The organism is Pseudomonas sp. OV546, from assembly GCF_900116845.1.
Lineage (GTDB): Bacteria > Pseudomonadota > Gammaproteobacteria > Pseudomonadales > Pseudomonadaceae > Aquipseudomonas > Aquipseudomonas petroselini.
On record NZ_FPCE01000001.1, the window covers coordinates 1,024,040 to 1,049,423 of the forward strand.

Sequence of the window (25,384 nt, forward strand, 5' to 3'; positions counted from 1 at the left end):
AATAAAAAGGCCCCGTCCATTGCTGGCGGGGCCTTGGGTTGAATCTGTGAGGTGTTTAGCGTGAACACCCACAGCAACCGCACGACCCGCCTGAGGCGGTCGTGGTGGTGGTGCGGGTGAGGTTCAGCTGAATACGGTTCATGGCTGGATCATGCTGAGAGCGGCGCCAAGTTGTCAACGAATGTGTTTGAGTTGTGCGCGGCGCGTCGATGTACCACGCCACCGTTCCTCAGCTAAGTCTTTGCTTCTTCACAAGAATCCCGGACAATCCGGCCCCTTCTATGGTCGGGGCGCTGCCTGTCAGGTTTTTCTGACTCGTCCCGGCCGTGTAAATGCGGAGATCCGACTGGATGAATGATCAGGCCAATAGCGTCGACGAACGCTATGAGACGACACCTGCAACCCTCACGACCTGGAGCCGCCAGGACACCACCTGGATGCTTGGCCTGTTCGGCACCGCCATTGGCGCCGGCACGCTGTTCTTGCCGATCAACGCGGGCCTGGGAGGCTTCTGGCCACTGGTGATCCTCGCGCTGCTGGCGTTCCCGATGACCTTCTTCGCCCACCGTGGCCTGACCCGTTTCGTGCTGTCCGGCCGAGAAGGCTCCGACATCACCGACGTAGTGGAAGAACACTTCGGCATCAAGGCCGGTGCGCTGATCACCTTGCTGTACTTCTTTGCGATCTTCCCGATCCTGCTGATTTATAGCGTGGCGTTGACCAACACCGTCGGCAGCTTTATGGAGCATCAACTGCACATCATGCCACCACCACGGGCGATCCTGTCGTTGGTGCTGATCCTCGGCCTGCTGGCCGTGGTGCGTTGCGGCGAGCAAGTGATCGTCAAGGCCATGAGCCTGATGGTGTATCCGTTCATCGTCGCCTTGCTGTTCCTGGCGGTGTACCTGGTTCCGCATTGGAATGGCGGCATCCTCAGCACCGCCAGCGTAGTCCCGGCACCGTCGGCACTGCTCAATACGCTGTGGCTGGCGATTCCGGTGATGGTGTTCTCGTTCAACCATTCGCCGATCATCTCGGCCTTTGCGGTTGATCAGAAGCGCCAGTACGGCGTCCATGCCGATGAACGCAGCTCGCAGATCCTGTCTCGCGCGCATCTTTTGATGGTGGGGATGGTGCTGTTCTTCGTGTTCAGCTGCGTGCTGACCCTGTCGCCGGCGCAGTTAGCCGAAGCGAAGGCGCAGAACCTGTCGATCCTGTCCTACCTGGCCAACCACTTCGATAACCCGACCATCGCGTTTGCCGCTCCGTTGATCGCGTTTGTGGCGATTGCCAAGTCGTTCCTGGGGCACTACATCGGCGCGAGTGAAGGCCTCAAGGGGCTGGTGCTGAAGACCGGCCGTCGTCCGAGCGCCAAGCGCCTGGATCGCATGACTGCCGGGTTTATGCTGGTGGTGTGCTGGATCGTGGCGACGTTGAACCCGAGCATTCTCGGCATGATTGAGGCGCTGGGCGGTCCGATCATTGCCTCGATACTGTTCCTGATGCCGATGTATGCCATCCGCAAGGTGCCGGCCATGGCCAAGTACCGTGGGCAGGCGTCCAATGTGTTTGTCACGGCGGTAGGCCTGGTGGCGATTACTGCGGTGGTCTATTCGTTTTTTGCTTGAGCTCGCCTAGGCTCGGTGTGCCCTCACTCCGGAGTGTTTGATGGGGCGCCTCAGATCAAAATCAAAAGCAGATCAACAGCAGTTATCTACCTGATGTATGGAGATCAAACTGTGGGAGGGGGCTTGCTCCCGATGGCGGTGTGTCAGTTGATGCATCTGTGACTGTTCCACTGCTATCGGGGGCAAGCCCCCTCCCACATTTGGACCGCGATCGACAGAAGCAACATCGGTCGGCTCTAAGGCCCCCGCGCTCTTGCTTTTGATTTTAGCCGCCCCCCCAATCAATGTCGGATTACGGGCACACCGAGCGTGAGCAAGGTGCCGAGTGTTGGGGCGATGCGTTTTAGCGCTCTTCTTTTCCAAAGTGACCCGCCGTAAGGGCAGAGGCCCTATCAGCCGTTACCCCAATAACGGATATGTACCCGGTCTGACCCAACATCCAGCCCGGCCGCCAGAGGGAACCACCGTCTACACGTGCCGTATCCAGGCATAAAAAAACGCCGCGTACCTTGCGATACGCGGCGTTTTTAAATCGCTAAACCCTTAGGCTTGAATCACCGGGATGTTAGCGCTTGCTGCAATCTTACGGAACTCAGCAATCTGGTCGAAGTTCAGGTAGCGGTAGACGTCACTGGCCATGGTGTCCAGTTTCGCTGCGTAGCCCATGTACTCTTCGACGGTCGGCAGGCGACCCAGGGTAGACGCCACGGCCGCCAGCTCGGCCGAAGCCAGGTAGACGTTAGCGCCGTCACCCAGACGGTTCGGGAAGTTACGGGTCGAAGTCGACACCACGGTCGAATTCGGCTCTACACGTGCCTGGTTACCCATGCACAGCGAGCAGCCCGGCATTTCCATGCGCGCGCCAGCCTTGCCGTAGATACCGTAGTAGCCTTCTTCGGTCAGTTGGTGAGCGTCCATCTTGGTCGGCGGCGACAGCCACAGACGCGTCGGCAGCTGGCCCTTGACCTGCTCCAGCAACTTACCGGCAGCGCGGAAGTGACCGATGTTGGTCATGCACGAACCGATGAACACTTCGTCGATCTTCTCACCGGCAACACTGGACAGCAGACGGGCGTCGTCCGGGTCGTTCGGTGCGCAGAGGATCGGCTCGTTGATCTCGGCCAGGTCGATCTCGATGATTTCGGCGTATTCCGCGTCGGCATCGGCTTCCATCAGCTCAGGGTTCTTGACCCAGGCTTCCATCGCTTGGGCGCGACGTTCCAGGGTGCGCGGGTCACCGTAGCCTTCACCGATCATCCAGCGCAGCAGGGTGATGTTGGAGTTCAGGTACTCGGTGATCGAGTCTTTCGACAGCTTGATGGTGCAACCGGCAGCCGAACGTTCAGCCGAGGCGTCGGACAGCTCGAAAGCTTGCTCCAGCGTCAGGTCGTTGAGGCCTTCGATTTCCAGGATGCGGCCGGAGAAGGCGTTCTTCTTGCCTTTTTTCTCTACGGTCAGCAGACCCGATTGGATCGCGTAGTAAGGAATGGCATGAACCAGGTCACGCAGGGTGATGCCAGGTTTCATTTTGCCTTTGAAGCGCACCAGGATCGATTCCGGCATGTCCAGTGGCATTACGCCAGTGGCTGCGGCGAACGCGACCAGGCCAGAGCCGGCCGGGAACGAGATGCCCATCGGGAAACGGGTGTGGGAGTCACCACCGGTGCCGACGGTGTCCGGCAGCAGCATGCGGTTCAGCCAGCTGTGGATGATGCCGTCGCCTGGACGCAGCGATACACCGCCACGGGTCATGATGAAGTCAGGCAGGGTGTGGTGGGTGGTTACGTCGATCGGCTTTGGATAGGCCGCGGTATGGCAGAACGACTGCATTACCAGATCGGTCGAGAAGCCCAGGCACGCCAGGTCTTTCAGTTCATCACGGGTCATAGGACCGGTGGTGTCCTGGGAGCCCACGGTGGTCATCTTCGGCTCGCAGTAGGTGCCAGGACGAACGCCTTTGCCTTCCGGCAGGCCGCACGCCTTGCCGACCATTTTCTGTGCCAGGGTGAAGCCTTTGCCGGTGTCGACAGGCGCTTCAGGCAGCTTGAACAGGTCGGTAGGGCCGAGGCCCAGCTCAGCACGGGCCTTGTCGGTCAGGCCGCGACCGATGATCAGCGGGATACGGCCGCCGGCACGAACTTCGTCCAACAGCACCGGGGTCTTCATTTCGAAGGTGGTGATGACTTCGTCGGTACCGTGCTTGCAGACTTTGCCGGCATGCGGGTAGAGGTCGATCACGTCGCCCATGTTGATGTTGGAGACGTCGAACTCGATGGGCAGTGCGCCCGCATCTTCCATGGTGTTGTAGAAGATCGGAGCGATTTTGCTGCCGAAGCAGAAACCGCCGGCGCGCTTGTTCGGCACGTAGGGAACGTCGTCGCCGAAGAACCACAGCACGGAGTTGGTCGCGGATTTACGCGAGGAACCGGTACCGACCACGTCGCCGACGTAGGCGATCGGGAAGCCTTGGCCGCGCATCTCTTCGATCTGCTTCATCGGGCCGGTCTTGCCTTGCTCGTCCGGCACGATGCCTTCACGGGCCATTTTCAGCATGGCCAGGGCGTGCAGCGGGATGTCAGGGCGGGACCAGGCATCCGGCGCAGGGGACAGGTCGTCGGTGTTGGTTTCGCCGGTGACCTTGAACACGCGCAGGCTGATTTTGTCGGCCAGGGTAGGGCGGTTGCGGAACCACTCGCCGTCAGCCCAGGACTGAAGCACGCCTTTGGCGTGTTCGTTGCCGTTCTTGGCTTTTTCGGCGACGTCGTGGAACGCATCGAACATCAGCAGGGTGTGCTTGAGTTGGGCGGCGGCGACCGGTGCCAGTGTGGCGTCGTCCAGCAGCTCAACCAGGGTCACGATGTTGTAGCCGCCTTGCATGGTGCCAAGCAGTTCAACCGCGCGTTTCTTGTCGATCAGGGGGGAAGTGGCTTCGCCCTTGGCCAGGGCAGACAGGAAACCGGCCTTGACGTAAGCGGCTTCGTCAACGCCTGGTGGAATGCGGTTGGTGATCAGGTCAACGAGGAATTCTTCTTCGCCAGCCGGAGGATTTTTCAGCAGCTCGACCAGGCCTGCGGTTTGTTCGGCGTTAAGCGGCTGGGGAACGATACCCAGGGCTGCACGCTCTTCGATATGTTTGCGGTAGGCTTCAAGCACAGTTATTACCCTCATCAGTGGTCCCACGGGACGCTCATCCAGAAATGAACGGCACGCATGCGCTCGGGGGCTTTTTGGGCCGCAAAGCCAGCGCTGCCGGCATTCCTCACAGAAGCTGCTTTCAAAGTTTTACGCCTGCAGAACGGAGCTGATGAGGGTTGGCGAGGGCTCTGACCTACCGAGTCATTAACCATCGCCAACACCGTTCTGAAGGAACGACTGTGCTCGTGACGCTTTGAAAACAGCTTCCAGCGGATTATTGGCGCCTTACAAGGCCGGATGATTCTACGGCAAAAAAATTCTAAAGGTAAGTTGCCTCGCGAAGTTTGCAGGGTGATGAAGGTTAGACAAAGGGCTAACATGGCGCACTGTTTCGCTGATCTGCGTGTTGTTGCCCATGTCCAACCAAACCATTAAGACCCCCTGCGTCGGCCTGTGCTCCACGGTCTACGGCGATCTCGTATGCCGTGGCTGTAAGCGCTTCCACCACGAAGTGATCCTGTGGAATGGCTATAACGAAGAAGAAAAGCGCGCGGTCTGGCTGCGGTTGGAGCAATTATTGGTGCAGGTAATGGCCGGAAAGCTCGAGGTTTTCGACCCCAAGACCCTGCGCGGCCAGTTGGAACAGCGCAAGATCCGCTTCGTGCCGCACCAGTCCGAGTACTGCTGGGCCTATCAACTGATCGCGCGTGGGGCGCGGGTGATCAATAACCTGGAGGCCTACGGCATGGTGCTGTTGCCCGAATTTCGTGACTGGGCCTTGCCGGAATTACGCGATGCCATTGATCGGGAGTTCTTTATCCTGTCCGAGGCGCATTACCAGCGCTATATCGCACCGGGTTTCCTGCGCGATGCGCTTTCCAACTGACAACGGATAACCCCTGTGGGAGGGGGGTTGCCCCCGATGGCGGCGTGTCAGCCCAGGATTTATCAACTGGAACGCCCTCATCGGGAGCAAGCCCCCTCCCACATTTTGATCTCCATCGTTCATAAGGTTGGATCAGGGCTTGCTGGCGAGTTCTTGCAGGTGATCCATCAACGCCTGCGGCTTGAGCACCAGCACATCACTCTCCACCGCATCCAGTATCACCTCTGCCGTATTGCCGATCAGTGCCCCGGAGATCCCGGTGCGCGCCACGGTGCCGATGATCGTTACCGCCGCTTGCAGGGTGTGAACTAGATGGGGGATCAACACATCCGCGGGGCCTTCCTTGATATGCAGGTGCGATTCGTCCACATCGAACTCGGCCTGAAACGCCTTGCATTGCTCGCGATAGCGCGCCTCGATGGTTTCCTTGAGCTGGAACGTCGGGTCCGCCGCCGACAACATCGGCGACGGATGGGCGCTGATCACGTGCAACTGCGCCTTGGCCAGGCTGGCGATATCAAAGCCATGGTCGATGATCGAAGTGTGCAACGAGCGGTGCTCGCCATCGGTATTGCCCACATCGATCGCCGCGAGGATCACGCCGCCAGCCCACGGCGTGGCTGTCTTGACCAGCAACACCGCCGTCGGGCAATAACGCAGCAACTTCCAGTCCGCAGGCGTCAGCAGGGCTTTTTTCAACGGGCTGTCCGGGAAGTGCTGCTTGATCACCAGCCCACAGCCCTCGGCTTGCTGCACGTCGATAATGGTGTCATGCAGGCTGTCATTCCACGCCTGCTCGGTGGTGACGCTGTAGCCGTCCTCCTGCAAGCCCGACTTGAGCAGGGCCAGCAGCGCCGAGTGCTCATGCTTCTTGTCGCAGACCAGTAAATGCAAGTGTGCGCCGGTGACCCCGGCGATCAGCTTGGCACGCTTGAGGGCCAGGCTTTCCGAATGCTCGGGCTCGATGACCACCAGGATGCTGCGGATGGCTTGCATGATCGGGATCTCCAAAAAGGGTGGGGGCTGCAACAACTATAGTTGCTGGCTGGCGCACGTCATGTTGATGCACATCAAGGCCGGTGGCTGGTGGTCTGCGGCGGGGTCGGTATAATCGCCGGCCTTTTGTGATCCTTTTGCCCGTGAGCCCGATGAACCTGCCAGAAATCCACGAATTCCTCGGTTGCCGCACCCCTGATGCCTGGGTCCAGGCCGCGCTGGCCGATCAGGACACCCTGCTGATCGACCACAAGAACTGCGAATTCAAAGCCGCCAGCACCGCCCTGAGCCTGATCGCCAAGTACCACGGCCATGTCGACCTGATCAACATGATGTCGCGCCTGGCCCGCGAAGAGCTGGTGCACCACGAACAAGTCATGCGTTTGATCAAAAAGCGCAAGGTCGAGCTGCGCCAGCTGCACGCCGGGCGCTATGCCTCCGGTTTGCGCAAAGTGGTGCGCAGCCACGAACCGGTCAAACTAGTGGATACCCTGGTGGTCGGCGCCTTTATCGAAGCGCGCAGTTGCGAGCGTTTCGAAGCGCTGGTGCCGCATTTGGACGAAGAACTCGGCAAGTTCTACTTCGGCCTGCTGAAAAGCGAGGCGCGGCACTTCCAGGGTTACCTGAAGTTGGCGTACCAGTACGGTGACGCCAAGGACATCGCCCAGGTGATCGAGCGGGTGAGGGCGACCGAGCAAGAACTGATCGAGTCACCCGACATCGAGTTCCGCTTTCACAGTGGCGTGCCAGCCTGAGGCCACGGCCACGCCGATCAAGGCGGTGATCGCGGCCAGCAGCAGGATCACCGTCTGCGTGCCCAAGGGCGCCGCCAGCAGCGCAACCGCCAGGCCTGCCAGGGGCTGCGGCAGGTTATTGAGCAGCGTGATCACGCCCACGGTCTTGCCAAAGTCCTGCACGGGGATGACCCGCTGACGGGTGCTGCGCAGGTAGACGTTGAACATCTTGTCGAAGCCGGTGACCAGCAGGAAGCCCACTACGTATAGCCACACGTCGGGGCTGATCGCCATGATCACTGCGCCCACGCCGATCATCGAATAAGACAGTCCGCCGAGCACCTTCAGGGGCAGGCCGGCCCGTGCCAGATAAAACAGAATGCCGATGGTCACCAGCGCGCCCGCCGCCTGGAGCAGGGCATAGGCGTCCTTGCCCGCCGCAAACTGGCCGGTCACCATGGCCGCAGAGGTGGCCAGCGTGACGCCAATGATCAGGTTCACACCCACCGCCAACGTGATGACCCGCTTCAACTCCGGCAGGCGGCGGATATGTCCGAAGGCAATCTTCAGCGGCCGCAGCCAGATATCTCGATGTTGCTCGAAGGTTGCCAGGCTGGCCGTGCTGGAGCGTTGCCACACCCGCATCGCCAGGTCTGCGAGCAGGAACAGCCCGGCCACGCCCAGCACCACCCAGTGCCACGCCCATACCTCAAGCATCAGTGCGGCCACCAATGGCCCCAGCACCAGCCCGCTCTGGTCGGCGATCTGCGAATAGGAGAGGGTCTTGGCATAGCTGTACTGCGCGAAGATATGCGGCATCAGCACTTCTCGCGCCATGATGCCTTGGGTGGTCAGTACCCCGCACACTGCCGAGAGCAGCACGACCCAGTAAATACCGTCGAACACCCCGTACAAGGCAACCGCCAGCACACAGGCCAGCGCCCGGTAAACCTGGCTGATATGCAGGATGCGCACCGGTGCGAACGTGTCGCACACTGCGCCGCACACCGGGAACGCCAGATAGCGCGGCAGCGACTCGACAAAGAACGCCAGCCCGGCCCAGGCCACACTTTGAGTGGTCTGAAACACGATCAATGGCACGATAAACAGCAGGATCTGGTCCGCCAGCCGTGACAGGAACAGCGAAACAAAGAACGCCAGGTAATCCTTGCGCATACAACTCCCTGTACATGGCGTTAAAGATTGCAGCTTATTTGTTAAAAACTCTTAAAAGCATGAAGCTTCGTCGGCCGGTGCTGGCCAACGGCTTTAGTTGCCCAGCTTGCCACCTATAATGCCCGCTCTTCAATCCGCGTCTGCACATTGGGAACTTATGGAAAACCTGGGGCTGGGCAAGGTCTTGCTCGTTGAGGATGACGAGAAACTGGCGGGGCTGATCGCGCACTTTCTGTCGCAGCATGGTTTTGAGGTGCGCGTGGAGCACCGGGGTGACAAAGCCCTGGCGGCGTTCCTGGAGTTCAAGCCAAAGATCGTCGTACTCGACCTGATGCTGCCCGGCCAGAGCGGCCTGCACGTGTGCCGCGGGATTCGCACGGTGTCCGACACGCCCATCGTGATCCTCACCGCCAAGGAAGACGACCTGGACCATATCCTCGGCCTCGAGTCCGGTGCCGACGATTATGTGATCAAGCCGATCAAGCCCCCCGTGCTGCTGGCACGCCTGCGCGCCCTGCAACGGCGCCAAGCCCCGGAGCCGACGGTGCGCGGGGCCCTGGCCTTCGGGCGGCTGGCCATCGATCGCAGTTGCCGCGTGGTCAGCCTGGGGGACGAACAGATCGACCTCACCACCATGGAATTCGAGCTGCTGTGGCTGCTGGCCAGTAACTCGGGCACGATCCTGTCCCGCGATGACATCCTCAACCGCATGCGCGGCATCGCCTTCGACGGCCTTAACCGCAGCGTCGATGTGTACATCAGCAAGCTGCGCGGCAAACTCAACGACAACCCCCGCGAACCGGTGTGCATCAAGACGATCTGGGGCAAGGGCTACCTGTTCAACCCATTCGCGTGGGAGGTCTAGATGCTGCGGCTCTACATTCGCCTGTACATCATCCTGGCGCTGGGGCTGGCGGGGGCGATCTGGCTGGTTAACTACACCTTCGATGAGTTGCTGCCCGAAGCCAATGAAACCTATAACCGCGAAGCCCTGCGCGGCCCGGCTTATGGCTTGGTGGAACAATTGCGACCCTTGCCGGGCGATGCCCGCGCGGCGCGCCTGAGCGAGCTGCAACCCCACTACGGCCTGCACCTGAAACTGGTCCAGCGCGATGACTTGGCGCTCGACCCGCGTGAACGACAGTTGCTTGCCGCCGGAAAGTTGGTGGTACGCGGCGACTTCATGGAGTTCATCGCCAATATCGATGGCGGCCCGCAGTTGCTTAATATCAAACTGCCTGAAGAACCGAAATGGCTGTACCTGTGGGCCTATTGCCTGCTGGGATTGAGCCTGGCGATCGTGCTGTATTTCTGGGTGCGCCCGCACTGGCGTGACCTGGAACATATTCGCCTGGCGGCACAACGTTTCGGTGACAACGACCTCGGTTCACGCATTCTGCTGCCACGTCGTTCCACGGTGCGTGAGCTGGCCGGGCACTTCAACCAGATGGCCGAGCGCATCGAAAGCCTGATCGCCAACCAGCGCGAACTGACCAACGCCGTGTCCCACGAACTGCGCACGCCGATTGCACGCCTGTCGTTCGAGCTCGACCAGCTGAAACAACAGACCGACCCACGCCAGCGCAGCGAATTGATCACCGACATGTATGCCGACCTGGGCGAGCTGGAAGAAATGGTCTCCGAACTGCTCACCTACGCCAGCCTGGAGCGTGGCGCCACCCAGGTCACCCGTGAGCGCATCGAGGCCCACAGCTGGCTCGACAGTGTGATCGGCAGCGTGGCCCTGGAGGCCGAGGCGGCCGGCATCCAGCTGTCGTTGCGCACCTGCGAGGTGGACGTTATCCAGATCGAGCCGCGCTTTATGGCGCGTGCGGTAATCAACCTGCTGCGCAACGCCGTGCGCTACGCCGAGCGCCGCGTGGAAGTGTCGCTGGTCAAGTTCGGCAGCGGCTATGAAGTGCGCGTGTGTGACGATGGCCCCGGTGTGCCGGAGGAAGGCCGGGCGAAGATCTTCCAGCCGTTCACGCGCCTGGACGCCAGCCGCGACCGCCGCACCGGCGGTTTCGGCCTGGGCCTGGCGCTGGTGCAGCGGGTGTCGCAGTGGCACGGCGGCCAAGTGCAAGTGCTGGATTCGGAATGGGGCGGGGCGTCGTTCCGGATGACCTGGGCGTATGCCGAATAACGAGCTTGAAAGCAAGACAGATCAACTGTGGGAGGGAGCAAGCCCCCTCCCACATTTTTAATTCGGTTCTCAGGTCAGAAGCTGTGTGCGAGCAAACACACTGAGGTAAGGGACAGGCACAGGCTTTTGCAACGCATCAGGGGTTTCATGGGGTCAGAAACTCAGGGGGGGATGGGTACGTTTGAAGGCGTCGCCCGAGGCGCTCATGCCATTGGGCGATGGACTCTTCGGGGTACTCATCGAACTGCAGATCGCCTTGGCGCAACGTCACTTCCACCCACGGCGCCTTCGAGCCCAGCATCAGGTGTGTATGTTCCGGCGGCACCGGCAATGGCGTGTCGATGGCCGATGCAAACGGATGGATCAACGCCGGCCACTCGGGGCTGAACAGCCACAAGGCGCTGCCGCATTGCGAACAGAAGTGCCGTTCAGCGCTGCTCGCATGGGCTCGGCTGGCACCCTCGGGCTTGAGCCTGGCGTGGTAGATCGAAATCAGTTTGCGCCCGCGCACCTTCAAACTCTGGGCATCGCCAGCCAGGTTGATCGCATAACCGCCACCGCCCTGGGTCTTGCGACAGATCGAGCAGTAGCAACGCTGGTAAGGGTAGGGGTGGGCACTGGTGAGGCTGAACGTCACGGCGCCGCAATGGCAGGATCCTTCAAGCTGCATGGGCTGACTCCTGATATGAGTATGTAACAACGCTTTGCTAATACCTTAGCCTCAGGCAAGATTCCCCGCTTTGGTTTCAGGGAAGACACCCATGATTGCTCAGTTGCAGAGCGCTGCCGCGCAAATCCGCCACGCCGTGCGTGCCGCTACCGAAGGCTTGGTCGGGCGCGAGCAACTGGCCGAATTGATCGTGCTGGCAGCCGTGGCCCAGGAGCACATCCTGGTGATCGGGCCGCCCGGCACTGCAAAAAGCGCGGTGGTGCGGCGTGTCGCGCAGTCTATGGGTGGGCGTTACTTCGAATACCTGCTCGGACGTTTCACCGAGCCGTCCGAACTGTTCGGCGCGGTAGACCTGAAAAAGCTGCGCGAAGGCACGGTGGAAACCGACGTCAGCGGCATGCTGCCGGAAGCCGATATCGTGTTTCTCGACGAAGTCTTCCTGGGCTCTACCGCGATCCTCAACACCTTGCTGGGCGTACTCAACGAACGCCGATTCCGTCGTGGCCATACCCAGGTGCAATGCCCGCTGCGCGTGTGCGTCGGCGCCGCCAACGGCCTGCCGGATGATGAGGCGTTGGCAGCCTTCGGCGACCGTTTCCTGTTGCATCTGTTTGTCGAGTCGGTGCCGGACAATCAATTGGAAGCCATGCTGGCCGGCGGCTGGCAGTCGGAGCAGCGCCCGGTGCAACAGTTGCTCGGCCTTGCGCAACTGGACACGCTCGGCCAGGCCCTGAAACACGTTGACCTGACCGCTGTGCGCCCAGCCCTGGCCCAAGCCATTCGTCGCCTGCGCGAAGCCGGGATCCAGTTGTCTGACCGGCGCATCGTCAAGTCCCAGCGCTTGATCGCGGCCGCTGCATTGCTCAGTGGTCGCCTGGAAGCCAGCGACGCCGACTTGTGGCCGCTGCTGTACGTGTTGCCGACCCAGGCTACCCAGCAACACGGCCGCGAAGTATTGCGCGACCTGTTTGCTGCCTCCAGCAACAGCCATTTGTTCAGCGCGGTGGAAGAGGCGACGTTGCAGCCGATGTCACGTGTGAATCGGCTGCTGGAAACCGCCGAAGACTACCTCTCCCGTGCAGAACCGCCGGCCAGTAGCGTGCTCGAAGGCCTGTTGCGCGAGATCGATGCCAATTTCAATAGCCAGACCCTGCCCGAACCTCTGCAGCAGGCGCGGGGACAACTCACTCGATTGCTGACCCCCAGCGAATGAGTGCGCTGACCCAGCCTTGGGCCTGGCGTTCACGGCCAGTGCCCGCCGAGGCTCAGGCCGCCGTGGCCTGGGGCGATGCTGCCCGGCGCCTGCACGCACGCCTGGCGCTGCTCGCGGCCGACCATGCGGCGCGGCTGCAAGCCACTGCCAATGGTGATGTACTGGTGGTGACGGGCGTAATGGCCGACCTGCCTTGGGTCGACGGCGTTGCTTACGCTGCGCCCAGCACCAGCGCGCCGCACCTCTGGCTGCCGACCAGTTGGGAACCGCAGGTGCCACAGGACCTGTTGGGGCAGGCCTTGTCCGCTCGCTTCAAACGCGCGCCCTTGTTGGTGTGGCACGACCCGCAGGCGGTGATCCCGCTGGACCGCCTGCTGGCCGTGTCGCCCGCGCATCTGCAACGTATCGCCGCCTATTGGGGAGTCGCCCATGCAACTGCCTGAGGCGCTGCAACCCTGGCGGCAGTGGCTGGAGTGGTTTGCCCCGCAACACCTGCCCCTGTTCGCCGACCTGCTCGGTCGACTCAACCCTCTGCTCGGACCGCTGCGCGGCCTGCACCAGGGCGGAGTGCCGGAGCCCGATGGCCTGGGCGACCTGCATCGGCGCGGCCCCTATGAGCGACTGCTGTCCAGTGAATGGCTGCTGGCCGATGAAGTGCCTGACGAGTTCCTGCGCCGGGCGGTCGGCGGTGAGCATATGTTCCTCGCCCCGCACTACCGTGCCCGTGAAGCGAACCGCCTGATCGTGGTGCTGTTTGATGCGGGCCCCTTGCAACTGGGGGCTGCGCGCCTGGTGCACCTGGCGCTGTTGATGCTGCTGGCGCGGCGTGCCGAAGAGGCGGGGGCGCAATTGCGCTGGGGCATTCTGCAAGCCACGCCCGAGTTGCATGAGCTGGACTCATCGGCGCAGCTCAAGCGCCTGCTCGACGCCCGCACCTACGAGGTCGTGAGCGACGACCATTGGCTGGCCTGGCGTGAAGCGCTGGCCGACCACGCGGTTGGAGAATGCTGGGTGGTCGGCCAGCGCTTGCCGCCCACGGATCCCAAGGTCTGCACCCACCGCGTGCAGATTACGCGCAATCTGGATGGGCGCAGCCTGACGTTCGCCTTGCAGTCGCGGCGCGTGTCGCTGCCGCTGCCGGAGGAGCAGCAGGCCGTGCGCTTGCTCAAGGGCCAGTTCGATAACGCCGTGCACACGCCGGCACCGACCGCTGCCGGCCGGGTGGCGCGGGTTGCATTGACCCTGCCGCCGGTCATCTCCGGTTCCGGCAACTATGTCGCCCTGCGCTTGCTCGATGAGCACGGCATGGTGGTGATCAAGCTGCCGCACAAGAACCAGAAAAAAAACCTCGAAGTGCGACGTCGCCTGTGGGGCAAACATCAGCACGTGCTCGCGGCCACCTTTAACTACCGCAGCCTCGGTGCGGTGCTCGGTGATGGTAATATCCTGACCTTCTGGAACATCCCCAATCTCGTTTCGGTGAACAAGCCCACACGCGAAGAAATGCACCTGCCGCCGGGCACTGCGACCTTTCTGCCCGCGGTGTGGCTGCGCGGCGAACAGGCGGAACGCCTGTATTTACTCGATACAAACGGTCAGCTCGCTCACTGGCAGCGGCCTGGCCACGCGCCGAGGGCAGAATGTTTCTCGGTGACGGACAATGTCATGGGGCTGGCGCAGTTGGATGCCTTATCGTTGGTCTACGCCCGCATCGAGGGTGGGCAAATGGTGGCTTACCCCGCGACGTCCTCCGGTGCCCGCAGTCACGGTTATGCAGTCGGTGCGGCTGCCGGTGTGAGCCAGATACTGTTCGCCAGCACCCCGCATTGGAAGTACGCCTTTGGTGGCTGCGCATTACTCACTCACCAAGGTGGCCGCCAGAGTTGGCGCCTGGTGACCCACGAGAGTTTTCCCGCGAAAAAGGTACAGATCGACTTGACGCCCGGCTGGAGCGCCATCGGTCTGCATCACCACGTGGCGGCGCAGGAACGCTATTCGCTGGTACTGCTGGGGCCGAACCAGCACACCGTTGGCCTGTACACCGAGGGCCAACAACAGACGCTGTTCACCACGACGGCACCGATTGCCCGTGCGAGTTTCTGCCCCATGAGCGGCCTGGTGGCGGTGCTGACCACTGCTCGGGAATTACTGGTGTTCAACGTTGCCGAGCGCGCCATGCGTTTGCAAGTGATGTGTGACCTGAAACATGAGCCTGCCCATGCTTGAGCCAGAATCCCAGTTGATCCGCCGGCCGTTGTTGACCGGGCATCAATCCATCGACGGCATGTGGTTGCCCGCCGAGCGCTTTGCGCTGCAGGAACGGGCTCGCTTGATGCTGGAGCACTGGCGCACGGGCGCGATGGCCTACCGTTTTGCCGACGGCGATTTAGTGCAATTCAGCACGCCGGTCGCGCTGGATTGCCAGGCCCTTGCCGGCTGGCCGCTGGTGCGTCAGGGCCGTGGCCTGTGTTCGGCCCAGCTGAGCGCCGAGGAGCTGCGCGCTTTACCGGCCGCCGACCTGTGGCTGGTGCGCGGCAGCCAGGTGCACGCTTTGCAGTTGCGCGATGCCCAGGCCCTGGAACCTGGGCAGTGGCTTGATATCAGCGCCTACACCTTGCTCGATACCTTCGATTGTCATGCGCCCGTCGTGCTGGCCCTGCCTGAGCCGGTGATCACCGATGTACGCGAGATCCTGGGCGGATTGGCGCCGGTCAGCCCCGAGCAGGAGGGCGTGATCCGGGCCTTGCTGGAGCGGCAATCACCCGCACCGAAAGCGCCGCCCCCCAAGGCTGCACGCCAATGGGGCAACGAGGAGTCCGCACCCTATCCGGCGTTGAAACTGGGCGTCACCCTGGCCCTGGTTGCAGGGTTGATCTGGATGGCCACCCAGGGCCAATCCGTGCCGCTGACACCGGTGTCTGCCACGACCACCGAAGACATCAGCGGCGTGATCCTGGGCATGTTGCTGAGCGCCATTGTCTTCACCGCCTTGCTGGTAGCGCTGAACACATTCCTGCGCCGAGGTGCGCGACCTATCGGCGCTGTGCCGCAAGCCCCGGACAACCCAAGCATTCCCCAGCGCGCCAAACCAGCTCGTCATAAGCCGGCGGCCTGGCGCCGCTGGCTGACCCGCCTGACCGAGCATTCAAAGCTCTCCAGGCTGTACGGCAAGCGTCAGGCGGCTTACATGCAGCGCATGCTGGAGATGTTCGAGGACGGCGATTTCGCCGAGGCGTTGCGCCATGCCATCCCCTTGGGTGACCAGCACTCGAATGCCGAACAGCACTTCGGTACGCCGCAGCGGCGCCAGGACCTGACCCTCAGCCAACAGCACGGGCCCAGCCGTACCTACCGCTTCGAGGAAGGGCTGACCGAGCACCTGCGCCAGATCTACCGGCGCTCCTATGAGCGCCTGGCCCGCGAAAACCGTATCGAAGAAGCGGTATTCGTACTCGCTGAACTGCTCAAGGAACGCCAGGAAGCACTCGATTACCTGGAAAAGCACGCGCGCTACCAACAGGCCGCCGACCTCGCTCTCGCCTGGGACATGCCGTCTGCGGTCATCGTGCGCCTGCTGTGCCTGGCCGAGAACTGGCAGCGCGCCTTGCTGGTGGCGCGTCGTGATGATGCATTTGCCGATGCGGTGGTGTTGCTGCAGGCCAAGCAGCCGCAGATCGCCGACCGTTTACGCCTGGAGTGGGCCGAGTCGCTGATCGCCAAGGGCCTGTGGTTGCAAGCCGTCGAGGTGGTGTGGAGCTTGCCGCAAGAGCGCCCGCGCGCCGCTCAATGGCTGCTCGATGCCGAAGCGGCCGGTGGGCGCCTGGCGATTGGCGCCTTGGTAAAGCGCGCCATATTGCTGCCCCAAACCCTGGAAGCTTACGGACCCTGGATCGAACAGCTGCGTGACGATCCCGGCCGTTGCGCCGAGCGGGATGCCCTGGCGCACACGTTGTTGGCGCACAAGTCCGACACCGTGGCCCTGGCCTGGCTCGCCGGTGCCACCGTGCACGCGGTGCTCGCCGACCAGCTCAGTGGGCGCGGGGGGCTCAACTTCAACCAACTGCAGTCGCTGGTCAAAATGAGCCGGGACAAATGTTTGCAGGCGGACTTGCCTGGCCAGTCACTCAAACGTCCCGCCGTGCGCTCGCTGGAGCGCGCGGGCGAGGCATTGCAGTGGTCAGCCCCGGTCCAGGGCAGCCGCTCCGTATACGATGCGGTGTCGCTGGATGACGAGCGTTATCTGGTGGCACTGGGCGAGGCCGGTGCGGTGGTGACGGATGCCAGCGGCACGCCGCTGTTCCATTTCGCCGTGCCGGCCCAGCGGATTGTCTTGGCGCACAGCCGGCAAATGGCGCTGGTGCTGACCCGGCGCGACACGGTGTGGCGCATCAGCAAGTTGGACTTGGTCAACCGTGCCGCGACCGACTTGGGCGTGCAGGTGCTCGATGTATTCGCCGATCAGTTTGATGGCAGCACCTGGACCCTCGGCCAAGGCCGGCAACTGCGTGTGGTGGACGTGGATCGCGGCTTTGAAACCCTGTGGCACGTCAGCGACTTGCCAGGCTCGGTTCGCGCCCTCAAAAGTGATGAACGCAATGAGTTCCTGTGGCTCCATAACCCGCTGGAAGGCTTTGAGCGCTGGCATTATCGCCTGCCTGAGCGGCGGTTGGCGGGGCGTGAGCCGGCGTCGCCGCAGTCAGAGGAAAGCCACGCGCTGTTCTGTGCACTCGATCAAACCGTTGAGTACCTGATCCGGTACAGCGACGACGAAGAGCCCGTGCTGATCCTGGATGTCGACGGCAACCGCAAGGGGTATCGTCTGACGGGCTGTGATGAAGGGTGCTTCGATAGCGACCCGGTGCGCATCGTCGTCGACGCGGATTGGTTGGTATTCGGCTATATCGCCAGTGACCGCGACACCCGCTGGCACTTTATCCATCGTGGCAGTGACACCGTGTGTGCTGTGCTGCATTGGCCGCGCTACGAGGTGAATATCCGTCGCACCGGCGATGGCTGGTTGTTATTCGATGACCAGGGACGTTTGAGCCACATCACGGTGGAAGACGCCCGCCAGCGCAACCTCAGCCTGCATTGACCGAGTCCGGCATCAACGTGGCGATCAACGCACGAATGGTGCCGGGCAACGCCTCCAGCTCCCGCACCAGGATGCTGCGTTCGCGAATCGCCCACGGCTCATCGAGCTTCACCGCCACCACGTGCATGGTGCGACTGTGGCGCACGGCGGCGGACTCCGGAATGATGCCGATGCCCACACCGGCTTCGACCATCCGGCAGATCGCCTCGAAACTCGACACCTGGATACGCAGCGACAAGTGCTTGCCCAGCCGCTCCACGTGTTCGCGCAAAAAACTCAATAAGGTGCTGCCTTCATGCAGGCCGATATGCTGGTAGGCGAGAGTCTGTTCCAGGGTGACTGACGGTTGCGCTGCCAGCGGGTGGCCGACCGGCACCATCAATACCAAGGTGTCTGTGCTGAAATGCAGCACCTGCAAACCCGCCGCTTCCACGGGGCCGGCGATAATGCCCATGTCGCTGGTGCCATCGAGCACGCCGCGCACGATGTCGCGAGACAGGCGCTCCTGCAGGTCGACGGTGACGCCAGGCCTTTGTGACAGGAACCCCGCCAGCACTTCCGGCAAGAATTCGGTGACCGCCGTGGTGTTGGCGAAGATGCGGATATGCCCGGCCGAATCCACGCCGTATTGGGTGAATTCGCTCTTGAGGTAGTCCACCTGGCGCATGATCAGCCGCGCATGGTGCAGCAAGCGTTCACCGGCCGGGGTGATCTCCACGCCACGGCTGTCACGGTACAGCAGGCGGGTGTCGAGCTGGCCTTCGAGGGCCTTGATCCGTGCACTGGCGGCGGCCGGCGAAAGAAACGCACGCTTGGCGCCCTGGGTCAGGCTGGGGGATTCGGCGATGTGGATAAACAGGCGCAGGTCGGCCAGGTCGAAGTGCATGCAAGACTCCCACAGGGGTATGCGGTGTTTTCAGTGAATTGGCGTTCAGCATAACCGAACGCTGGTTTATTGAAATGCAAATTCTCAGAACGGGCGGGCGCTTGCATGATCCGGGGCAGACACTCACTGCCCGAGGAACTGCACCCGATGAGCGCCACTGACTGGATCGGCCGAAGCGAAACCGCTCACGACCACCTGAGCCATAACCTGCTCAAACGTATCGCCGCTACGTTCGGCGAGGCAGTGCCCGAGGACGGCGCGGACATACCGCCGTTGTGGCAGTGGTGCTTCTTCCAGGACCCGCTGCCGGAAACCGCCCTGGGTAGCGACGGCCACCCGGCGCGTGGCGGGTTCCTGCCGCCGGCCGACAACCGCAACCGCATGTGGGCCGGTGGGCGTATCGAGTTTCTGCACGCGCTGCGTGCCGGGGAGGCGGCGACCCGCGTGTCGACCATTACTCAGGTCGAAGAAAAGAACGGCCGCACCGGTTCGCTGTTGTTTGTCACCGTGCGCCACGACTATGCCCAGGACGGGCGCCTGGCGATCCGCGAAGAACAGGACATCGTCTACCGCGAACCCACGCCGCCCAAGGCCGGCAGCGCAGAGGCGCTGGAGCACGGTGAATGGCACGAAGCGATCGATCCCACGCCGACCCTGCTGTTTCGCTACAGCGCCGTGACCTTCAACGGTCACCGCATTCACTACGACTACCCCTATGTCACCGGCACCGAAGGCTACTCAGGCCTGGTGGTGCATGGGCCTTTGATCGCCACCCTGAGCCTGCGCGCGTTCTGCCGTGCCCACCCCGAAGCCACCTTGCGCCGTTTTGCCTATCGCGGTGTGCGCCCGTTGATTGCGCCGCAGCCGTTTGAAGTGGCGGGCCGCGTGACTGAAACCGGCGTGGCGCAGCTGTGGGCCGGTAACGCTGACGGCCTGGCGCAGCAAGCCCAGGTGCATTTCGAATAATCCAAGTCGAATAATCCAAGTCGAATAATCCAAGAACAACAGGCGGAGAGCCGTTAATGAACCCGAACGACAATGAAGAACTCAATGCCATCCGCGAAGGCGTGCGCGCCTTGTGCGCCGAATTCGATGCCGCCTACTGGCGCAAGATTGACGAGCAAAAGGGCTTCCCCGAAGCCTTCGTCAAAGCGCTGACCGACGCCGGCTGGCTGTCGGCGATGATCCCCGAGGCGTACGGCGGTTCCGGCCTGGGGCTGGCCGAGGCTTCGGTGATCCTCGAAGAAGTGAACCGCTGCGGCGGTAACTCGGGCACCGTGCACGGCCAGATGTACAACATGTTCACTTTGCTGCGCCACGGCAGCGAAGCGCAGAAACGCTTCTACCTGCCCAAGCTCGCCAGCGGCGAATTGCGCCTGCAGTCCATGGGCGTGACCGAGCCCACCACCGGCACCGACACCACCAAGATCAAGACCAGCGCGATCAAGCGCGGCGACAAGTACGTGATCAACGGCCAGAAGGTGTGGATCTCGCGCATCCAGCATTCCGACCTGATGATCCTGCTGGCGCGCACCACGCCGCTGGCTGAAGTGAAGAAAAAGTCCGAGGGCATGTCGATCTTCCTGGTGGACCTGCGCGAGGCCATCGGTCATGGCCTCACCGTGCAGCCCATCGCCAACATGGTCAACCACGAAACCAATGAGCTGTTCTTCGACAACCTCGAGCTGCCGCTGGACAGCCTGATCGGCGAAGAGGGCAAGGGTTTCAAATACATCCTCGATGGCCTCAACGCCGAACGCACGCTGATCGCCGCCGAATGCATCGGCGACGGCCGCTGGTTTATCGAAAAGGCCAGCGCCTATGCCCGCGACCGTGTGGTGTTTGGCCGGCCTATCGGACAGAACCAGGGTGTGCAGTTCCCGATCGCCGAAGCGCATATCGAGATCGAAGCGGCGGACCTGATGCGCTGGCGTGCCTGCGAGGAATACGACAGCGGCAAAAATGCCGGGGCCAGTGCCAACATGGCCAAGTACCTGGCGGCCAAGGCGTCCTGGGAGGCAGCCAATGCGTGCCTGCAGACCCACGGCGGCTTCGGGTTTGCCTGCGAATACGACGTGGAGCGCAAGTTCCGCGAGACGCGCCTGTACCAGGTGGCACCGATCTCCACCAACCTGATCCTGTCCTACGTGGCCGAGCACTTGCTCGAACTGCCGCGCAGTTTCTGAGGGCCTGACCGTGAGCCATACCCAAGCCCTGTGTCGGTTCCTTGCCGAGCTGAATGACACGCACCTGCCGGAAGACGTGCTGGCGCGTACCGAAGACCTGTATCTGGACTGGCTGGCCTCGGCGCTGGCGAGCCAGGGCGCGCACCCAATCCCGTTATTCGAGCGTTATGCGCAGAAAATGGGGCCAAGCAGCGGCCCGGCGCAGGTGATCGTCAACGGCGCCAGCACCAGCGCGTATTTCGCCGCGCTGGTCAACGGCGCTTCCTCCCACCTGGTGGAGCAGGATGACCTGCACAACAGTTCCGTTTTGCACCCGGCGACCGTGGTGTTTCCCGCCGCGTTGGCGGCCGCCCAGGACCTGGGCAAATCCGGCCGCGACTTGCTGCTGGCCTCGGTGGCCGGTTATGAAGCCGGTATCCGTATCGGCGAATTCATGGGCCGTTCCCACTACCGCATCTTTCACACCACGGCCACGGTCGGCACCCTGGCGGCGGCCGTTGCGGTGGGCAAGCTGCTGGATTTCAACCAAGAACAATTCATCAACCTGCTCGGCAGCGCCGGCACGCAGGCTGCCGGGCTGTGGGAGTTCCTGCGCGATGCCGCCGACTCTAAGCAATTGCACACGGCCAAGGCGGCGGCGGACGGTTTGCTCGCCGCGTACCTGACGGCGGAAGGGCTGACCGGTGCGCGCAATATCCTTGAAGGCGACCAGGGCTTGGCGGCGGGGATGTCCAGCGATGCCGAGCCGAGCAAGTTGTCCGCCGACCTGGGCAGTCGCTGGGCGCTGCTGGAAACCTCGTTCAAGTTCCACGCCTCGTGCCGCCATACGCATCCGGCGGCCGATGCGCTGCTGGACCTGATGCAGCGCGAACGCCTCACCGCCGCCGATATCGCCCATGTGGAGACGCGGGTGCATCAAGGCGCCATCGATGTGCTGGGGCGCGTGACCGTGCCGACCAGCGTGCACCAGGCCAAGTTCTCCATGGGCACCGTGCTGGGCTTGATCGCCGTGCATGGCAAGGCCGGGCTCACGGAGTTCCACGAACGGGCGCTGACCGATCCGGCCGTCTCCAGCTTCCGCGACAAGGTCAGTATGACCCTCGACGCCGAAGTCGACAGCGCTTACCCCCAGCGCTGGCTCGGCCGCGTCACCGTCACCACCCTTGACGGCCGCACGCTGCACGGCGCCATCGACGAGCCCAAGGGCGACCCGGGCAACACCCTCAGCCGTCGAGAGCTGGCGGATAAATTCCAGCGCCTCGCCCAATTCAGCGGCGCCCGCACGCCGCTTGAGGCCCATGCCCTGATTGAAAAGGTCTGGGACTTACGCAACGCCGCATCCATGGCCCATTGGCTCTGAGGAACCGTCATGACTCACCAACGACCGCTGGACGGCATCACCGTTGTCAGCCTGGAACACGCGATTGCCGCGCCTTTTTGTACCCGCCAGTTGGCCGACCTGGGCGCCCGTGTCATCAAGATCGAACGCCCCGGCAGCGGCGACTTTGCGCGTGGCTATGACGAGCGCGTGCGCGGCCTGGCCTCGCATTTCGTGTGGACCAATCGCTCCAAGGAAAGCCTGACACTGGACCTCAAGCAAGGCGAGGCGGGCGCTATCCTCGACACCCTGTTGGCCGATGCCGATGTGCTGGTGCAGAACCTGGCGCCGGGTGCGGCGGCGCGCATGGGCTTGTCGTTCGAGGCACTGCAGGCGCGTTTTCCACGCCTGATTGTTTGCGACATTTCCGGCTACGGCGAAGGCGGGCCCTACGAGAAAAAGAAGGCCTACGACCTGCTGATCCAGAGTGAGGGCGGTTTTCTCTCGGTGACCGGCGGCCCCGGCGAAGACCAGATGGCCAAGGCCGGTTGTTCCATCGCCGACATCTCGGCGGGTATGTACGCCTACAGCGGCATCCTCTCGGCACTGCTGCTGCGCGGCAAGACGGGGAAGGGCAGCCGCATCGACGTGAGCATGCTGGAGAGCCTGGTGGAGTGGATGGGCTACCCGATGTACTACGCGTTCGACGGCGCACCCCAGCCGCCGCGGGCCGGGGCCGCGCATTCGACGATCTATCCCTATGGGCCGTTTCCCACCGGCGACGGCGGCACGGTGATGCTCGGGTTGCAGAACGAGCGCGAATGGGCGGCGTTCTGCGACAAGGTGCTGCTCACGCCGACACTGGCGACGGACGAGCGTTTCGCCGCCAACTTCAAGCGCTCGGCCAACCGTGAAGCGCTGCGCCAGATCATCGTTGACAGTTTTGCCCAGCTCGACGCCGAAGCGGTGATCCAGCGCCTGGAAACTGCGCAAATCGCCAGCGCCCGCGTCAACGATATGCAAGGCGTGTGGGACCACCCGCAGCTCAAGGCGCGTGACAGCTGGCGCGAGGTCGACAGCCCGGCCGGCCCGTTGCCGTCGCTGCTGCCTCCGGCGCGCAATGCCGCGTTCACCCCGCGCATGGACGCGGTTCCAGGGTTGGGGCAGCACAGCCAGGGCATCCTGGATCAGCTGGGTTACTCGGCAGAGGCCATCGACGCTCTGCGTGCACGCGGTGTTATTTAAGTTATCTAATAATAAGGAACTCAACAGATGCCAAGGCCCTTGGTTCGTTCGGCGTTGTTTGTGCCCGGTAGCCGACCGGAGCGATTTTCCAAAGCCTTGGCCAGTGGTGCCGATGCGGTGATCGTGGATTTTGAAGACGCGGTGGAAGAACCGCTCAAGCGCCAGGCGCGGGATAACCTCGGGGGGTTCCTGCAGGCGCATCCCGAGGCTCAGGTGTGGGTGCGCATCAATGCGCCGGAGCACGCCGAGCATTTCGAGGATGTGGCGTTCTGCAAAGCCCATCCGAACGTGGCGGGGGTGTTGCTGCCGAAGGTCGAAAGTGCGGCCCAGGTTGCTGTGGTAGCGGCTACCGGCAAAGTCATCTGGCCGATTATCGAAAGCGCACGCGGTTTGCTGGCCGTGGCCGAGATCGCCCATGCGCCGCAGGTGGAGCGCCTGTCGTTCGGTGGGCTGGACCTGGCACTGGACCTGAACCTGAGCAGTAATTCCCCGGCCGCGCAGTTCGCCCTCGACCAGGCGCGGCTGGCGCTGATCGTGCATTCCCGCGCCGCCGGCCTGGTAGCGCCGCTGGACGGCGTGCACCCGGCCATCGATGATCCCGAGGGCCTGCGCCGTTCGATCCGGCATGCCTATGAAATGGGGTTTGCCGGGGCGTTGTGTATCCATCCCAAGCAGGTGCCGGTGATCCATGAAGCGCTGGCGCCGAGCGCCGAGGACCTGGCCTGGGCCCAGCGCGTGGTAGACGCCGGCGCGCATGGGGCAGGGGCCTACCAGATCGACGGGCAGATGGTGGATGCCCCGGTGTTGCTGCGCGCACAACGGTTATTAGCTGCCGAGTAAACCTGTGGCGAGCGAGCTTGCTCGCGTTGGCGTGCGCAGCGCTCCGGTTTTTCCTGGGGCCGCTGCGCAGCCCAACGGGAGCAAGCTCCCTCGCCACAAGGGATCGAACCGGTTTTTGGCGTTCGGCTTGGCCGAACGCAGGTATCTAGAATTCGAAATTCACTACACGCCTGACATCAGGCACCTTGCCTGACAACACAACAATAAGAAGGTGATTTTCCATGCTCAAGCTCTCCCGGGCGCTGCTGTGCGCCGCCACTTTGTTTGCCGCGGGCCTGGCCCAGGCGGCGGACCCGATTGTCATCAAGTTCGCCCACGTGGTTGCCGAAAACACCCCCAAAGGCCAGGGCGCGTTGTTGTTCAAAAAGCTTGCCGAAGAACGCTTGCCGGGCAGAGTCAAGGTCGAGGTGTACCCGAACTCGTCGCTGTTCGGCGATGGCAAGGAAATGGAAGCGCTGCTGCTGGGCGACGTGCAGATGCTGGCCCCGTCCCTGGCCAAGTTCGAGCAATACACCAAGCAAGTGCAGATCTACGACCTGCCGTTCCTGTTCAACGACCTTGCCGCTGTCGACCGTTTCCAGGCCGCCCAGGGCAAGGAGCTGCTGACGTCCATGCAGGACAAGAACATCCTCGGCCTGGCCTATTGGCACAACGGCCTCAAGCAGCTTTCTGCCAACAAAGCACTGCATGAACCCAAGGATGCCCGTGGCCTGAAGTTCCGCGTGCAGGCCTCGAGCGTCTTGGAAGAACAGTTCAAGGCGATCCGCGCCAACCCACGCAAGATGAGCTTTGCCGAGGTGTACCAAGGTCTGCAGACCGGCACCGTCAACGGCACCGAAAACACCTGGTCGAACTATGAAAGCCAGAAGGTCAACGAGGTGCAGAAGTATTTCACCGAGTCCAACCATGGCCTGATCGACTACATGGTGATCACCAACGCCAAGTTCTGGACCGGCCTGCCGCCGGATATCCGTAGCACCCTGGAGCAGATCATGGTCGAGGTCACGGTCGAGGTGAACAAACAGGCTGAGGCGCTGAACCAGTCGGCCAAGCAGAAGATCATCGACGCCAAGACCAGCGAAATCATCGAACTGACCCCCGAGCAACGCCAGCTCTGGCGCGAAGCCATGCGCCCGGTGTGGCAGAAGTTCGAAGGGGAAATTGGGGCTGACCTGATCAAGGCGGCAGACGCGTCCAATCGGTAACCCCCCAATGTGGGAGGGGGCTTGCCCC

The 25,384-nt window shown here is 62.6% G+C and carries 20 protein-coding genes; 15 read left to right on the top strand and 5 right to left on the bottom strand.

Annotated features, from left to right (window positions below; all coding sequences use genetic code 11):
- The first annotated feature begins 350 nt into the window (after nt 1-350).
- Nucleotides 351-1,628, top strand: coding sequence for a serine/threonine transporter (locus BM403_RS04770; protein ID WP_012724643.1), 1,278 nt, complete (start codon nt 351-353; stop codon nt 1,626-1,628).
- A 543-nt stretch (nt 1,629-2,171) separates the two neighbouring features.
- On the opposite strand, the gene acnB is transcribed toward BM403_RS04770, so the two are convergent.
- Entirely contained in the window at nt 2,172-4,781 is a 2,610-nt protein-coding gene (gene acnB / locus BM403_RS04775; RefSeq protein WP_046034795.1) for a bifunctional aconitate hydratase 2/2-methylisocitrate dehydratase, read from the bottom strand.
- A 397-nt stretch (nt 4,782-5,178) separates the two neighbouring features.
- Between acnB and BM403_RS04780 the strand changes: the two genes are divergently transcribed.
- On the top strand, nt 5,179-5,649 hold the full coding sequence (locus BM403_RS04780; RefSeq protein ID WP_046034796.1) for a DUF1289 domain-containing protein: 471 nt from the start codon (nt 5,179-5,181) through the stop codon (nt 5,647-5,649).
- Between the two features lie 132 nt (nt 5,650-5,781).
- On the opposite strand, the gene BM403_RS04785 is transcribed toward BM403_RS04780, so the two are convergent.
- Nucleotides 5,782-6,645, bottom strand: a complete 864-nt coding sequence (locus BM403_RS04785; RefSeq protein WP_012724640.1) for a universal stress protein — start codon at nt 6,643-6,645, stop codon at nt 5,782-5,784.
- Between the two features lie 152 nt (nt 6,646-6,797).
- Between BM403_RS04785 and BM403_RS04790 the strand changes: the two genes are divergently transcribed.
- The gene (locus BM403_RS04790; protein WP_046034797.1) at nt 6,798-7,400 is read left to right on the top strand and encodes a MiaE family protein; all 603 of its coding nucleotides are present in this window, start codon (nt 6,798-6,800) and stop codon (nt 7,398-7,400) included.
- Here BM403_RS04790 and BM403_RS04795 read toward each other — a convergent pair.
- Nucleotides 7,356-8,555, bottom strand: a complete 1,200-nt coding sequence (locus tag BM403_RS04795; RefSeq protein WP_093541828.1) for an MFS transporter — start codon at nt 8,553-8,555, stop codon at nt 7,356-7,358. The genes BM403_RS04790 and BM403_RS04795 overlap by 45 nt on opposite strands.
- Before the next feature lie 157 nt (nt 8,556-8,712).
- On the opposite strand from BM403_RS04795, the gene BM403_RS04800 reads away from it, so the two are divergent.
- Nucleotides 8,713-9,420, top strand: coding sequence for a winged helix-turn-helix domain-containing protein (locus tag BM403_RS04800; RefSeq protein ID WP_012724637.1), 708 nt, complete (start codon nt 8,713-8,715; stop codon nt 9,418-9,420).
- A complete protein-coding gene (locus BM403_RS04805) occupies nt 9,421-10,698 on the top strand; it encodes an ATP-binding protein (protein ID WP_046034799.1) in 1,278 nt (425 codons plus the stop codon).
- Between the two features lie 145 nt (nt 10,699-10,843).
- On the opposite strand, the gene BM403_RS04810 is transcribed toward BM403_RS04805, so the two are convergent.
- Nucleotides 10,844-11,368 (bottom strand): GFA family protein, encoded by a 525-nt coding sequence (locus BM403_RS04810; RefSeq protein ID WP_012724635.1) that lies wholly within the window; start codon nt 11,366-11,368, stop codon nt 10,844-10,846.
- 91 nt (nt 11,369-11,459) lie between these two features.
- On the opposite strand from BM403_RS04810, the gene BM403_RS04815 reads away from it, so the two are divergent.
- From BM403_RS04815 to BM403_RS04830, 4 genes are read left to right on the top strand one after another with little or no spacing between them, the layout of a single operon-like run.
- The gene (locus tag BM403_RS04815; RefSeq protein WP_012724634.1) at nt 11,460-12,581 is read left to right on the top strand and encodes an AAA family ATPase; all 1,122 of its coding nucleotides are present in this window, start codon (nt 11,460-11,462) and stop codon (nt 12,579-12,581) included.
- Nucleotides 12,578-13,024: a bpX5 domain-containing protein gene (locus tag BM403_RS04820; protein WP_093541830.1), complete on the top strand. Its 447-nt coding sequence runs from the start codon at nt 12,578-12,580 to the stop codon at nt 13,022-13,024. Before BM403_RS04815 ends, BM403_RS04820 begins: the two co-directional genes overlap by 4 nt.
- Nucleotides 13,011-14,807 (top strand): hypothetical protein, encoded by a 1,797-nt coding sequence (locus tag BM403_RS04825; RefSeq protein ID WP_093541831.1) that lies wholly within the window; start codon nt 13,011-13,013, stop codon nt 14,805-14,807. Before BM403_RS04820 ends, BM403_RS04825 begins: the two co-directional genes overlap by 14 nt.
- Nucleotides 14,800-17,676 carry a bpX6 domain-containing protein gene (locus BM403_RS04830; protein WP_256577123.1) on the top strand — a complete coding sequence of 959 codons (2,877 nt, stop codon included), beginning with the start codon at nt 14,800-14,802 and terminating at the stop codon, nt 17,674-17,676. The genes BM403_RS04825 and BM403_RS04830 overlap by 8 nt, the downstream gene beginning before the upstream one ends.
- On the opposite strand, the gene BM403_RS04835 is transcribed toward BM403_RS04830, so the two are convergent.
- Nucleotides 17,663-18,562 (bottom strand): LysR family transcriptional regulator, encoded by a 900-nt coding sequence (locus BM403_RS04835; protein WP_046034804.1) that lies wholly within the window; start codon nt 18,560-18,562, stop codon nt 17,663-17,665. The genes BM403_RS04830 and BM403_RS04835 overlap by 14 nt on opposite strands.
- Before the next feature lie 147 nt (nt 18,563-18,709).
- Here BM403_RS04835 and BM403_RS04840 point away from each other — a divergent pair, with 147 nt between their 5' ends.
- The 6 genes from BM403_RS04840 to BM403_RS04865 all read left to right on the top strand — a co-directional run bounded on the left by BM403_RS04840 (nt 18,710) and on the right by BM403_RS04865 (nt 25,356).
- Nucleotides 18,710-19,528 carry an HTD2 family dehydratase gene (locus BM403_RS04840; protein WP_093541835.1) on the top strand — a complete coding sequence of 273 codons (819 nt, stop codon included), beginning with the start codon at nt 18,710-18,712 and terminating at the stop codon, nt 19,526-19,528.
- 56 nt (nt 19,529-19,584) lie between these two features.
- Nucleotides 19,585-20,748: an acyl-CoA dehydrogenase family protein gene (locus BM403_RS04845; RefSeq protein WP_012724628.1), complete on the top strand. Its 1,164-nt coding sequence runs from the start codon at nt 19,585-19,587 to the stop codon at nt 20,746-20,748.
- Nucleotides 20,749-20,758: 10 nt separating this feature from the next.
- Entirely contained in the window at nt 20,759-22,108 is a 1,350-nt protein-coding gene (locus BM403_RS04850; protein ID WP_093541837.1) for an MmgE/PrpD family protein, read from the top strand.
- A gap of 9 nt (nt 22,109-22,117) precedes the next feature.
- Entirely contained in the window at nt 22,118-23,311 is a 1,194-nt protein-coding gene (locus BM403_RS04855) for a CaiB/BaiF CoA transferase family protein (protein ID WP_093541839.1), read from the top strand.
- A 27-nt stretch (nt 23,312-23,338) separates the two neighbouring features.
- Nucleotides 23,339-24,151: an HpcH/HpaI aldolase/citrate lyase family protein gene (locus tag BM403_RS04860; RefSeq protein ID WP_093541841.1), complete on the top strand. Its 813-nt coding sequence runs from the start codon at nt 23,339-23,341 to the stop codon at nt 24,149-24,151.
- 221 nt (nt 24,152-24,372) lie between these two features.
- Nucleotides 24,373-25,356 (top strand): TRAP transporter substrate-binding protein, encoded by a 984-nt coding sequence (locus BM403_RS04865; RefSeq protein ID WP_046034809.1) that lies wholly within the window; start codon nt 24,373-24,375, stop codon nt 25,354-25,356.
- Nucleotides 25,357-25,384: the final 28 nt, after the last annotated feature.